General features: G+C 65.0%; 10 protein-coding genes. 8 read left to right on the top strand and 2 right to left on the bottom strand.

The window, feature by feature from the left end; translation table 11 throughout:
- Positions 1 to 66 precede the first annotated feature (66 nt).
- The 8 genes from BLR66_RS09345 (at position 67) to hemC (ending at position 11,134) form a co-directional block, all read left to right on the top strand.
- Positions 67 to 882 (top strand): IclR family transcriptional regulator domain-containing protein, encoded by an 816-nt coding sequence (locus tag BLR66_RS09345; protein WP_093283979.1) that lies wholly within the window; start codon positions 67 to 69, stop codon positions 880 to 882.
- Positions 879 to 2,081 (top strand): 3-oxoadipyl-CoA thiolase, encoded by a 1,203-nt coding sequence (pcaF, locus tag BLR66_RS09340; RefSeq protein ID WP_093283974.1) that lies wholly within the window; start codon positions 879 to 881, stop codon positions 2,079 to 2,081. Before BLR66_RS09345 ends, pcaF begins: the two co-directional genes overlap by 4 nt.
- 25 nt (positions 2,082 to 2,106) lie before the next feature.
- A complete protein-coding gene (locus BLR66_RS09335) occupies positions 2,107 to 3,513 on the top strand; it encodes a M20/M25/M40 family metallo-hydrolase (RefSeq protein WP_093283969.1) in 1,407 nt (468 codons plus the stop codon).
- A 132-nt stretch (positions 3,514 to 3,645) separates the two neighbouring features.
- Complete coding sequence (locus BLR66_RS09330) at positions 3,646 to 5,676, top strand: tetratricopeptide repeat-containing sulfotransferase family protein (RefSeq protein WP_093283964.1); 2,031 nt, start codon at positions 3,646 to 3,648, stop codon at positions 5,674 to 5,676.
- A 42-nt stretch (positions 5,677 to 5,718) separates the two neighbouring features.
- Positions 5,719 to 8,259, top strand: coding sequence for a TonB-dependent receptor (locus BLR66_RS09325; RefSeq protein WP_093283959.1), 2,541 nt, complete (start codon positions 5,719 to 5,721; stop codon positions 8,257 to 8,259).
- A 109-nt stretch (positions 8,260 to 8,368) separates the two neighbouring features.
- Positions 8,369 to 9,064, top strand: a complete 696-nt coding sequence (locus tag BLR66_RS09320; protein WP_093283954.1) for an alpha/beta hydrolase — start codon at positions 8,369 to 8,371, stop codon at positions 9,062 to 9,064.
- A 102-nt stretch (positions 9,065 to 9,166) separates the two neighbouring features.
- Entirely contained in the window at positions 9,167 to 9,898 is a 732-nt protein-coding gene (locus tag BLR66_RS09315) for a LytR/AlgR family response regulator transcription factor (RefSeq protein ID WP_093283949.1), read from the top strand.
- 330 nt (positions 9,899 to 10,228) lie between these two features.
- Positions 10,229 to 11,134: a hydroxymethylbilane synthase gene (hemC, locus tag BLR66_RS09310; protein ID WP_093283944.1), complete on the top strand. Its 906-nt coding sequence runs from the start codon at positions 10,229 to 10,231 to the stop codon at positions 11,132 to 11,134.
- 176 nt (positions 11,135 to 11,310) lie between these two features.
- Here hemC and BLR66_RS09305 read toward each other — a convergent pair whose 3' ends face one another.
- Both BLR66_RS09305 and BLR66_RS18890 read right to left on the bottom strand, forming a co-directional pair.
- Positions 11,311 to 12,114 (bottom strand): DUF481 domain-containing protein, encoded by an 804-nt coding sequence (locus BLR66_RS09305; RefSeq protein ID WP_255402358.1) that lies wholly within the window; start codon positions 12,112 to 12,114, stop codon positions 11,311 to 11,313.
- 133 nt (positions 12,115 to 12,247) lie between these two features.
- The gene (locus BLR66_RS18890) at positions 12,248 to 12,868 is read right to left on the bottom strand and encodes a hypothetical protein (RefSeq protein ID WP_143014597.1); all 621 of its coding nucleotides are present in this window, start codon (positions 12,866 to 12,868) and stop codon (positions 12,248 to 12,250) included.
- Between the last annotated feature and the right edge of the window lie 11 nt (positions 12,869 to 12,879).

The following is a 12,879-nucleotide window of genomic DNA, read 5'->3' as shown; positions in this document are numbered from 1 at the left end:
TAATTCGTATTGCGAACCCATTGGAAACCTTCTACGCTCAGGCTGTCAATCCACACGCGACGGCGCATGGCAGCCAACCCCTTCGAAGAAAGCCCGGACTATGTGCAATCGCTCGCTCGCAGCCTGCAGGTGCTGCGCGCGTTCGGGCACGATCTGCCCAGTCCCAGCCTTTCGGAAATAGCGGTCAGCACCGGCCTGTCGCGTGCAGTGGTGCGGCGCATCCTGCTGACCTTGCAACACCTGGGTTACGTGGGCGCGCGCGGACGCAGCTTCTTCCTCACTCCGCGGGTGCTGGAGCTGGGCTACAGCTATCTGTCTTCGCTGGATCTCAACGAGCTGGCGCAACAGACCATGGAACAGCTGGCGCAGAAGGTCGGCGAGTCGTGCTCGCTGGCGGTGCTGGACGGCTACGACATCGTCTACGTGCTGCGCGTGCCGGTGCGGCGGGTGATGAGCATCGCGCTGGGAGTGGGCGCGCGGCTGCCCGCGTTCGCCGCCTCGATGGGACGGGTGATGCTGGCCGACCTGCCCGATGCCGAACTGGACGCCTGGATGCAGGGGAACAAATTCCAGCCCTATACGCCGAAGACGCTGCGCAATGCGCGCGCGCTGAAGAGCGAACTGCTGCAGGTGCGCAAGCAGGGCTATGCGATGGTTTCGCAGGAACTGGAACTGGGCCTGTGCTCCATCGCCGTGCCGATCCGCGCCGCCAACGGCTGCGTGGTCGCCGGCCTCAACGTGAGCATGCAGTACAGCGATAAGGCGCAGGGCCGGGCATTGAAGGAAATCCTGCCTGCCTTGCGCGCCGCACAACCCGAAATTGAGCAAGCGATCCGGCAGGGCGGCTGGGACCCGCACGTTTACAGGAGACAGGGCCTGTGACCCGCGCCTACCTCGTCGATGCGACGCGAACGCCTTTCGGGCGTTACGGCGGCGCACTCGGCGGGGTGCGCTGCGACGACCTGGCCGCCCTGCCGTTGATCGCATTGATGGAACGCCATCCCGCGCTGGACTGGGCGGCATTGGACGAAGTGATCCTGGGCTGCGCCAACCAGGCCGGCGAGGACAACCGCAATATCGCGCGCATGGCCACGCTGTTGGCGGGGCTACCGGAAAACGTGCCTGCGGTGACGGTCAACCGGTTGTGCGCCTCCGGCCTGGAAGCGATCGGGCAGGGCGCGCGCGCGATCGTTTGCGGCGAAGCGGAGCTGGTGATCGCCGGCGGCGTGGAGAGCATGACCCGCGCGCCTTATGTCATGGGCAAAGCCGGCGGCGCGCACGCGCGCGATCAGCAGCTGGCCGACACTACGCTGGGCTGGCGTTTCGTCAATCCGCGCATGCAGGCTGGCCATGGCACCGATTCGATGGTCCAGACCGCGGAGAACCTGGCGCGCGAACACGGCATCGCGCGCGCCGACCAGGACGCCTACGCGTTGCGCAGCCAGCAGCGCGCGTCGCATGCGCAACGGCAGGGATGGTTCGCGGAGGAGACCACAGCCGTTCGCACCACGCAGGCGAAGCAGCCGTTCGATTTCCACACCGACGAGCAGCCACGCCCCGACACGACTCCCGAGGGGCTGGCCGCACTCAAACCTTTGCTCGGCCCGCAAACCAGCATCACCGCCGGCAACGCTTCCGGTCTGAACGACGGTGCCGCCGCCGTCCTGCTGGCTTCGCAAGCCGCCGTCGAAAAATACGGGCTGCAGCCACTGGCGCGAATCACCGGCATGGCTTCCTCCGGCGTGGCGCCGCGGGTCATGGGAATAGGTCCGGTGTCGGCCATCCATAAGCTGCGCACCCGCCTGGGCCTGGAGCTCGCCGACTTCGACCGCATCGAGATCAACGAAGCCTTCGCCGCGCAGGTGCTGGCCTGCACCCGCGCGTTGGGATTGGCGGACGACGCAGAACACGTCAACGCCAACGGCGGCGCCATCGCACTGGGCCATCCGCTCGGCGCCAGCGGCACGCGCCTGGCCATGACCGCGGCCTACGCCCTGCGCCGGCAACGGCAGCGGCGCGCGCTGGTCAGCCTGTGTGTCGGGGTGGGCCAGGGTCTGGCGCTCGCAATGGAAACCCCTTGAGAAAAACACCGGTACGGGAACAGCAATGAAGCATCGGGCTTTCAATAAAATACGCGTAGCCGGCCTGGCGGCGTTGCTGTTGCTGCCGTTGGCGTCGCCGGCGGCCGAGCAGGTGCCGGCCGCCCAACGGACGTTGGGCCGCGAGCTGTTGCGCGAACTGATCGATATCGACACCACGCCGGACCACGGCAGCACCACCGCCGCCGCCGAAGCGATGGCCAAGCGTTTTCTTGACGCCGGTTTCGACCCGGCCGATGTGCTGGTGCTGGGCGACAATCCGCTGAAGCGCAACCTGGTGGTGCGGCTGCGCGGCCGTGGAGAGCGCGAGCCGATTCTGTTGCTGGCCCACCTGGATGTGGTGGAAGCCAAGCGCGAGGACTGGCATTTCGATCCGTTCAAACTGACCGAGGACGGCGGCTACTTCTACGGCCGCGGCACCTCGGACATCAAAGGCGGTGCGGCCGGTCTGGTCGCAACGCTGCTGCGCCTGCGCCAGGAAGGCTTCGTGCCGCACGGGGATTACGTGCTGGCGCTGACTGCGGGCGAAGAGGACGGCGGCGACAACGGCGTGCAGTGGCTGCTGGCGCATCGGCCGGAACTGATCAAGGCGCAGTATTCCCTCAATGTCGATGGCGGCGGGCCGGAGATCCGCAACGGCAAGCCGGCGGTGCTGTCGGTGGAAACCGCAGAGAAGGTCTACCTCAGTTTCACCCTCACTGCGCGCAATCCGGGCGGCCACAGTTCACTGCCCACTGCGGACAACGCCGTATACCGGTTGGCGCATGGCCTGGCCAGGCTGTCGGCATTGCAGTTCCCGCTGCATACCAACTCGGCCACGCGCGGCTACTACGCCGGTCTGGCCAAGTTGTATTCGGGAGATGCCGCTACCGGGATGCTGGCCGCTTCGCGCGAACCGCAGGATCCGGTGGCGCTGGCCCGGCTGGCGGCGACCTCCACCTACAACAATGCGCAACTGCGCACGACTTGCATTCCCACCTTGCTGAAGGGCGGCCACGCCGAAAACGCCCTGCCGCAGATGGCGCAGGCCACGGTGAACTGCCGCGTGCTGCCCGACGAAGACCTGGCCGGGATCGATCTGGCCCTCAGGCAGGCGCTCGCCGATCCGGGCATCGAGCTGGCCCGCGTCGCCGAACCCCACCCCAGCCCGCCTTCCCCGGTCAACGCCGAACTCTTCGCCCGTATCGCCGAGGTGGCCAAAGCGGTGTGGGGTGAAATGCCGGTTTCGCCCTACATGTCCGCCGGCGCCACCGACAGCGTATTCCTGCGTGCGGCCGGCATGCCGGTCTACGTGTTCAACGGCATGCCCTACGACGTGGACGACGACCGCGCCCATGGCCAGGACGAACGCATCCTGGTGGCGTCCTACTACCAATCCCTTCAATTCAACTATAGATTGCTGAAAGCGCTATGACGGAACGGACTGCCGTGAACGGGCTGCAGTGAACGGGGGTGCTCCAATGAAGCGCGATACAACGGAATCGATGGAGCGTGCGGCCGGCAAGGCGGCCTTGCCCTGCGAGCGGCAATCCGCGGATTCAGCAGTATGAACACCGCCGCCGCTCCCACCGCTACGCTGGAAACCGCGCTCGCCCATGCCTCCCGGCTGCTTGCGACCGATCCGGCGCTGGCCGGCGAGCAGGCGACGGAAATCATCAAGGCCGTCGGCGACCATCCCATGGCTCTGCTGGTGCTGGGCGTTTCGCACCGCGCGCGCGGCGACATAGAAGGCGCGCTGAAAATTCTGCAGCCCCTGGCGATCTCGCAACCCAATTCGGCCATGGCCCAGCTGGAACTGGGCATCGCGCTGAGCCGCGCCAGACAGGGCGACGAAGCGGTCGCCGCGTTGCGCCGCGCGGTAAAGCTGAAGCCGGATCTGCCGCAGGCGTGGCTTGCGCTGGGCGATCATTTCATGGCGATGGACGACGCCCAGGGCGCCGATGTCGCCTACGCCAACCACCTGCGCTACTCCACCCGCGACCCGCAGCTGCTGGCTGCCGCCAACGCCTTGCACGAACAGCGCATCCCCGAAGCGGAAGCATTGCTGCGCGAGCACCTGAAGCGCGCGCCCACCGATGTGGCCGCCATCCGCATGCTGGCCGAGGTGGCGATGCGCCTGGGCCGCAACGAGGATGCGGAAAACCTGTTGGCGCGGTGCCTGGAACTGTCGCCCAGCTTCCACGCCGCGCGCCAGAATTACGCGCTGGCGCTGCACCGTTCCAACAAGCCCGCCGAAGCGCTGGCCCAGATAGACCAGCTGCTGGCGCACGAACCCGACAATCCCGGCTATCGAAATCTCAAGGCCGTGGTGCTATGTCGTATCGGTGACTACGAACCGGCCATCGCTCTCTACCAGCAGATCCTCAAGGTCTATCCCAAGCACCCGAGGATCTGGATGAGCTACGGCCACGCGCTCAAGACCGCCGGCCACCAGGACCGCGCGATCGAGGCTTACCGGCGCAGCTTGCAATTGGAGCCGGGCTCGGGCGAGGTGTGGTGGAGCCTGGCCAATCTGAAGACTTTCCGTTTTTCCGGCGACGACCGGGTGGTGATGCAGCGGGAACTGGCCAAGCCCGATCTGGCTTCCGAACACCGCCAGCACCTGGAATTCGCACTCGGCAAGGCGTTGGAGGACGAGGGCGAATACGAGGCTTCGTTCCTGCATTACCAGCACGGCAATGAACTGCGCCGCGCCACGCTGGCTTACAGCGCCAAGGACACCTCGGCGCGCGTGGCCCGCATCAAGCGCGGCTACACGCGCGAATTCTTCGAACAGCGGCATGGTTACGGGGCCATCGCCGCCGATCCCATCTTCATCGTCGGCCTGCCGCGCGCCGGTTCGACTCTGCTGGAGCAGATCCTGTCCAGCCACTCGGCGGTCGAAGGCACCATGGAGCTGCCGGAAATCACCTCCATCACCCGCGAGTTGCGCGGCCAGGGCAGCGCCGGCCATGCCATGCCCTACCACGACGTGCTGGAGGCGATGGGCGCCGAAGAACTGCGCGCGCTCGGCGAACGCTACCTGCAGCACACCCGCATCCAGCGCAAGACCGATGCGCCGTTCTTCATCGACAAGATGCCCAACAATTTCCTGCACATCGGCCTGATCCAGCTGATGCTGCCCAATGCGAAGATCGTCGATGCGCGCCGGCACCCTCTGGCCTGCTGCTTCTCCGGCTACAAGCAGCACTTCGCGCGCGGGCAGAGCTTCACCTACAGCCTGGACGACATCGGCCGCTACTACGCGGACTACGTCGAACTGATGGCGCATTTCGACGACGCGCTGCCGGGCCGGGTGCACCGGGTCTTCTACGAGGACATGGTCGACGACACCGAAACCCAGGTGCGCCTTCTGCTCGAATACTGCGGGCTTCCATTCGAAGACGGCTGTCTGCGCTTCTTCGAGAACAAGCGCGCCGTGCGCACCGCCAGTTCCGAGCAGGTGCGCAAGCCGATCTACCGCGAGGGCGTGGACCATTGGCGAAATTATGATCCATGGCTGGGGCCGCTGAAAAGCGCGCTGGGCCCGGTCCTGGACAGTTATCCGGCGGTGCCGGAGTTTCCGTTGGCAAGGTAGTTATCCAAGCATCGACAACCATCACTGGAGAGAGTGACGCAGATGAGCAGACACGAAACGAAACGAAGCGAACGAAGAAAACCCCCGTCGTCTTTTGCCAGATTGCCGTTGGCCGCCGCCATCTACCTTGCGGTGGGCTCGGCGGCCTTCGCGCAGGAAGCCACGCCCGCGCCGACGCCTGCGGAAAAAGAAGCCGCCACCCTGGACACCATCACGGTGACCTCGCAAAGGCGCTCGGAAAACCTGCAGAAGGTGCCGATCAGCATCCAGGTGCTGGGCACCGAAAAACTCGAAGAGCTCAACGTAAGCGATTTCGAGGACTACGTGAAATACCTGCCCAGCGTTTCCTACCAGACCTTCGGCCCCGGCTTCGCGCAGATCTACATGCGCGGCGTGTCCAGCGGCGGTGATGGCAACCATTCCGGTCCGCTTCCCAGCGTAGGCGTGTACCTGGACGAACAACCGGTCACCACCATCCAGGGTCCGCTGGATCTGCACATCTACGACATCGCGCGCGTCGAAGTGCTCTCCGGCCCGCAGGGCACGCTGTACGGCGCCAGCTCGCAGGCCGGCACCATCCGCATCATCACCAACAAGCCCGACCCCACCGGTTTCGAAGCCGGCTACAGCCTGGAAGCCAACAGCGTCAGCCACGGCGGCACCGGGCACGTGGCCGAAGGCTTCGTCAATATTCCGCTGTCCGAAAAGGCGGCGATTCGCCTGGTGGGCTGGAACCAGCACGATGCGGGATATATCGACAACCGGGAGAACGACCGCCAATTCCCGATCCGCGACCCGGACGATGTACCGAGTTGGGGCGGCGTGGTCAGCAACCGCGATTGCACTTCCACCGATCTGCTCCTGTGCACCGGGCGCGCCAAGGACAACTACAACGATGTCGATACGACCGGCGCCCGCCTGGCCTTGCGGCTGGACCTCAACGAAAACTGGACCATCAGTCCGACTGTGATGGGCCAGCGCGCGACCAGCAACGGCCTCTTCGCCTTCGACGAGAGCGTCGGCGACCTGGCCGTGAACCACTACTATCCCGAGCGCACCGAGGACAAGTGGATGCAGGCGGCGTTGACCGTGGAGGGCAAGATCGGCAATTTCGACATCACCTATGCCTTCGCCCACCTCAAGCGCGACGACGAAACCGATTCGGACTACAGCGACTATTCTTTCTGGTACGACACGCTGTACGCCTACGGCGGCTCCATCTACAACGACAACGGCGATTTCATCAATCCGTCGCAATACATCCGGGGCAAGGACGGCTACAAGAAGACCAGCCACGAGTTGCGCATTTCCTCTCCGGCCGAAAACCGCTTCCGCTTCGTCGGCGGCCTGTTCTGGCAGAACCAGAGGCACGACATCCAGCAGGACTACCGCATCGACGGACTGGCCACCGATCTTTCGGTGCCAGGCTGGCCGGGCACGCTGTGGCTGACCAAGCAGATACGAGAGGACCACGACGAAGCGGTGTTCGGCGAATTCTCGTTCGACATCACCGACAAACTGACCGCAATGGCGGGCTTCCGTTCGTTCCGGGTGGACAACACGCTTAAAGGCTTCCACGGTTTCGCCAGCTACGTCATCGACGATCCGGACAATCCCACCGATGCTTTCTGCGCCGATCCCGAGACGCCGTTCATGAACTCGCCGTGCGTGAACATCGACAAGGAGCTGAAAGAGCACGACACCATCGGCAAGTTCAACGTCACCTACGAGTTCAGCGATACCAAGATGATCTACGGCACCTGGTCGGAGGGTTATCGCCCGGGCGGCAACAACCGCCGCGGCAGCCTGCCGCCGTATGTGTCGGATTATCTGACCAACTACGAGCTGGGTTGGAAAACCAGTTGGATGGACAACCGCCTGACCTTCAATGGTGCGGTGTTCCGGCAGGAGTGGGAGGATTTCCAGTTCAGCATTCTTGGCGCCAACGGCCTCACCGAAATCAAGAACGCGAACCAGGCGCGCATCAACGGTCTGGAAATGGAAATGAATTTCGCCGCCACCTACAACCTGCAGCTCACCGCCGGTGCGGCGTTCTACGACGCCAAACTGACCGAGAATTTCTGCGGTTTGACCGACTCGTCCGGCAAGCCGATCACCGAGTGCCCGGTAGGAGTCATCAATCCGGAGACAGGAGAGGAGTTCGAAGGTCCGGAAGCGTCCAGCGGTACGCAGCTGCCGGTAACGCCCAAGTTCAAGGGCAACCTGACCGCGCGCTACCTGTTCAACATCGGCGGCTTCGATGCCTATGTACAGGGAGCGGTGGTGCATGTGGGCGAACGCACTTCCGATCTGCGTACGGCGGAACGGGAAATCCTGGGCGACCTGCCGGCCTACACCACGGCCGATTTCTCGGTGGGCATCGCCAAGAACAATTGGGCTTTGGACCTGTTCGTCAGCAACGCATTCGACGAGCGTCCGCAGATCGCCCGGTTCACCCAATGCGCCGAATCGGTATGCGGCAACGTTGATCATGCACCCGTACCCGGCTACGAAAACGGCCAGATCTACACCGTCACCTCCCCGCCGCGCACGGTGGGATTGAGGTTCTCGCAGAAGTTCTGACCCATCGGAGCGATTGGTGCCCCAGACCCCGGCTCAGGCCGGGGTCTTTCGTTGCGCCTTCCTTCAATGGCGGCTTTGTAAGCGGCAGCCGGGTCGTCCACAATGAGCCATGGACAACGCCATCGATCTGCTCGAAACCGTAGAACAGGAAACCGGCCCGTCGCCGCAATGGTCGGTCATCTGGCTGCACGGCCTGGGCGCCGACGGCCACGACTTCGCGCCGCTGGTGCCCGAACTGGTGCGTGAGGGCTGGCCGTCCCTGCGCTTCGTCTTCCCGCACGCGCCGGTACGCGCGGTCACCATCAACAACGGCGTGCGCATGCGCGCGTGGTACGACATCGTCGGCATGGACTTCCCCACCCGCGCCGACAGCGAGGGCGTCGACCAGTCCGTGCTGCAGACCGGCGCATTGATAGACCGCGAACACGCGCGCGGCATCGAACCGCAACGGATCCTGCTGGCCGGCTTTTCCCAGGGCGGCGCCATCGCGCTGACGGCGGGCCTGCGGCGGAAAACCCCGCTGGGAGGGCTGATCGCCCTGTCGACCTATCTGCCCGGCGCCGAGGCCGCGGCGGAATCCCTGAAAGCATCGCTAAGCGAAGGCGCGGCAACCCAGCCGGTCTTCATGGCCCATGGCGCGGCCGATCCGGTGATTCCGCTGGTGCACGCCGAACGCAGCGCGCAGCTGCTGCAATCGTTCGGTTTCGCGGTGGAATGGCACCGCTACCCGATGGCGCACCAGGTCTGCGCCGAGGAAATAGCCGCCCTGGGCGACTGGATGGCGCGGCGATTCGCCCACGCCTAAGTGTGCGCCGCGTCGCAGGGTGACGCTGGCCGGAACGGTCGCTACCATGGACTCGCGTCTCTTCGCAGAACCGATCTCCGCAGAACCGAGGAAGCAGGCACCGTGAAGGTGGTTATCGCCGACGACGAACCCCTGGCCCGCGAGCGCCTGCGCGCGCTGCTGGCCGAGCACGCCGGCGTGGAAGTCGTGGCCGAGGCCGATAACGGGTTGAGCGCTTTGCAAGCCTGCGCCGAATTCCGGCCCGACCTGGTACTGCTGGACATCGCCATGCCCGGCGTCGATGGGCTGGAAGCGGCCCGCCACCTCACCGCCTTCGATCCGCGGCCGGCGGTGGTGTTCTGCACGGCTTACGACGAGCACGCGCTGTCGGCGTTCGATGCCGCGGCCATCGATTACCTGATGAAGCCGGTGCGTGCCGAACGGCTTGCCGTGGCGCTGGAACGTGCCCGCACCTTCATCGCCGGCCGCGAAACCCAGGCGCCGGCGCAACCGGGCCGCATCCCGCGCACGCATCTGTGTGCGCGCATGCGCGGCAGCCTGCGCCTGATTCCGGTGGAAGACGTGCACTACCTGCAGGCCGAAGAGAAATACGTGGTGGTCCACCACGCGCGCGGCGAGGATCTGATCGAGGAATCGCTGCGTTCGCTGGAGGACGAATTCAACGGACGCTTCGTGCGCATCCACCGCAACTGCCTGGTGGCCCGGCATGAAATCACCGAACTCAAGCGCATCGGCGATGGCCGCGTGCAAGCCGTCCTGCGCCACGGCAAAGAGCCGCTCGAGGTCAGCCGCCGCTGCGTGGCGGGGTTGCGGGATACAGTCAAGAACCTTTAGCGAAGGTCGGAACAACCCTTGTCCTGTCATCCCGAGCGTAGCGAGGGATCTGTTTTCCGACGCAAAACAGCAGATCCCTCGCTACGCTCGGGATGACATTCGAGTTGTTCGGAGGCTCCTAGAAAAGTACACGACTATGAAATCCCGTTCGTGGTGAGTCTGTCGAACCACGCTCTTGGCGGGCATCTCCCAGATCGCGGCACTAGCGCATCCTGCGAAAAGCGTGGTTCGACAAGCTCACCACGAACGGGATATAGAAGCGGATATCGGAACTGAAACGGGACATTGAGCCGCCTATCCAGCTCCCCGCACCGGCTTCATAATGACCGCATGAAGCAGATCCGCATCGCCACCCGCAAGAGCCCGCTGGCCCTCTGGCAGACCGAACACGTGGCCACGCTGCTGCGCGCGGCGCACCCCGGAATCGAAGTGAGCCTGGTGCCGATGAGCACCCGCGGCGACGACGTGCTGGATCGTTCGCTGGCCGCGATCGGCGGCAAGGGCCTGTTCCTGAAAGAATTGGAGCTGGCCATGCTGAGGGGCGAGGCCGACTGCGCGGTGCATTCGCTCAAGGACGTGCCGATGGAGCTGGATGCGCCGTTCGCCTTGTCGGCGATCCTGGAACGCGCCGACCCCGCCGATGCCTTTATCAGCAATCTTCACGCTTCGCTGGATGCCCTGCCGCAGGGCGCGCGCGTCGGCACGTCCTCGCTGCGGCGGCAGGCGCAACTGCGCGCGCGCAGGCACGACCTGCAGTTGCTGGATCTGCGCGGCAACGTCAATACGCGCCTGGCCAAGCTGGACGCGGGCGACTACGACGCCATCGTGCTGGCCTGCGCGGGTCTGCAGCGGCTGGGTTTCCACGACCGCATCGGCGTGCGCCTGGCCGCGCCGGATTGGTTGCCGGCGCCGGCGCAGGGGGCGATAGCGATCGAATGCCGCGCCGGCGATGCGCGGATGCAGGAAATGCTTTCGGCGCTGGATCACGCGCCTACCCGGACCTGCGTGGAAGCCGAGCGGGCGATGAACCGGGCGCTGCATGGAAGCTGCCACGTGCCGGTGGCGGCCTATGCGCAATTGCACGGCGACCGCCTGCATTTGAGTGGACTGGTCGGCTCTGCTAGCGACGGGCGCATGGCGCGGGCGCAGGACGAAGCGGCGAGCGACGCGCCGGAAGCGCTGGGACAGGCCGTGGCCCGGGAGCTGCTGGCGCGGGGCGCCGGTGAGTTTCTCTAGCGGCCCACGTCGGTCGTGTAGGAGCTGCGTAAGCTGCGACCTGACTAATGCCGGGATAGCGAAATCGAACACGATCCGGAAAACCATTGCTGGCCCGGATCGGCCTCTACGACCCTTCGAGTCGGTCCGGCTGTTACGGTCGCAGCTTACGCAGCTCCTACCGAGTGCGCGACCGCCTACTTGAAGCGGTACACCACGTTCATGGTGGTCAGCGTGTCGGTCTTCTTGCGGTCGGCTTCGACTTCGCTGTTGCGGCGCGCCTGCAACCCGGCCTTCAGCGCCAGGTGCGAATTCATCGCCACCGAAACGCCGAGGTCGTTCTGTGCGTAGGTGTTGTGGCTGCCCGACTCGACCAGCAGATTGTTGGACAGTTCGGTGTTGTCGGTCAGGTCGAACTTCAGCCCTACGAAGCCGCGGCCGATCACCCCGGTCTCGGTAACGTCGTCTTCGGCGTTGTGCGCGCGCCTGAAACCCGGACCCACCTGCACGTCCAGCTTGGTGCGCTCGCCGTCCATCATGCGCGTGCCGTAACCGATGCTGGCGGTCTGCAGCCGGTCGTAGGTGGCGAAGTCGTCCTGTTCCGCACGCACGGCGGTAGTGAACTGGCGATGCTCGCCCAGCTTCAACGCGCTGTTGATGCCCACCGTGTAGCGGTTGGCGGTGGTCTTGGCCTGGCGTGTGATGCCGCCGTTTTCGTCCTCCACCCGATATTCGGCGCGGGCGCGCAAGCCGAACAGATCCATGCTGTGGATCCAGTCGTCCTGCGTGTACTGCAGATTGAAGCGGCCGTTGAGGCTTTCGTTGATGCTGTTGCCGCGGGCCGAGGCGAAGCCCAGTTCGCCGCCGCCGGTCCAGTGCGAGACTTCTTCGGTCTTGCCGCTGTCCTCCCCGTCGCAGGGGCAGGCTTTGTCATTGGCCCAGGCCGCAGGCGCGGTCATGGCCAGGAGGAGGGTGGGGAAAAGCAGCGGGTGATGGTACATGTAGGTGGCCTGGGAAGTGAGCGATAACAGGGACAGGGTCTGAAAACGGTTACATGGTATCGCGTCAATCTGACAATTTCAGTGCAAGTGTTTGTTCACTCTCACTTTTCCCGCCTGGCCGGCAAGTTTTCGTTCAGGGTCGGCAGTATTCCCGATCACGCCGCAATTCCTCGTCCAGCAGTTCGCGCTCGTGTTCGGAAGTGGCGGTCAGCAGGCCGGAAAGATTCGAAGCGATGCGTGGACAAGGCGATTGGCTGTAGCCGGGGCCGCCGGCCATGCTTCCGATCTTCTGCAGGATCTTTTGCGGGCTCAGCGGTTCCTTCATCCGGAATCTTCCGCGGCCGTCTCCGCCGGGCAGCTGTGCGTGCCGGCTGCCGAACGGGTCGGCGGCGAAGGCCGGTGGAGCCTGCCGGGCCGCCCAATCCCGGGCTTGCTCCTGCAACTGGTCGGCTGCAGGAACCACCGGTTCGCTGGTCTGTGCGACCGGAGCGGTGAGGACCACTAGGGGGCGAGATGCTGTCGGTGCACCTCGCGGGATCTGGGCCGGCGGGACTGAAGGACGCGGAGGTAGTGTCGGCGGCGGTAGCGGCCGCGCAGGCGTCACGAACACCAGACGCAATCGCGGTCCATCGTCGAAGTTGGCCGTGCCTGGCTCCTGCCGTGTCAGCAGCCACAACAGACACGCATGCACCCCAATCACTCCCAGCCACGCGATCACCTGCGTGGCGCCTGCCTGCCGCTCGCTTCCCTGCATGTGACCTCCGC

The sequence above is a fragment of the Pseudoxanthomonas sp. CF125 genome (assembly GCF_900104085.1).
In the GTDB taxonomy this organism is placed as follows: domain Bacteria; phylum Pseudomonadota; class Gammaproteobacteria; order Xanthomonadales; family Xanthomonadaceae; genus Pseudoxanthomonas_A.
Note: the sequence above shows the minus strand (reverse complement) of the source record. Positions and strands in the feature narration are given on the sequence as shown.

Excerpts from the sequence above, each read along its gene's own strand:
- BLR66_RS09305 (WP_255402358.1), bottom strand. The coding sequence starts at position 12,114 with ATGTACCATCACCCGCTGCTTTTCCCCACCCTCCTCCTGGCCATGACC.
- BLR66_RS09335 (WP_093283969.1), top strand. The coding sequence starts at position 2,107 with ATGAAGCATCGGGCTTTCAATAAAATACGCGTAGCCGGCCTGGCGGCG.
- BLR66_RS09345 (WP_093283979.1), top strand. The coding sequence starts at position 67 with ATGGCAGCCAACCCCTTCGAAGAAAGCCCGGACTATGTGCAATCGCTC.
- BLR66_RS09320 (WP_093283954.1), top strand. The coding sequence starts at position 8,369 with ATGGACAACGCCATCGATCTGCTCGAAACCGTAGAACAGGAAACCGGC.
- BLR66_RS18890 (WP_143014597.1), bottom strand. The coding sequence starts at position 12,868 with ATGCAGGGAAGCGAGCGGCAGGCAGGCGCCACGCAGGTGATCGCGTGG.
- BLR66_RS09330 (WP_093283964.1), top strand. The coding sequence starts at position 3,646 with ATGAACACCGCCGCCGCTCCCACCGCTACGCTGGAAACCGCGCTCGCC.
- hemC (WP_093283944.1), top strand. The coding sequence starts at position 10,229 with ATGAAGCAGATCCGCATCGCCACCCGCAAGAGCCCGCTGGCCCTCTGG.
- BLR66_RS09325 (WP_093283959.1), top strand. The coding sequence starts at position 5,719 with ATGAGCAGACACGAAACGAAACGAAGCGAACGAAGAAAACCCCCGTCG.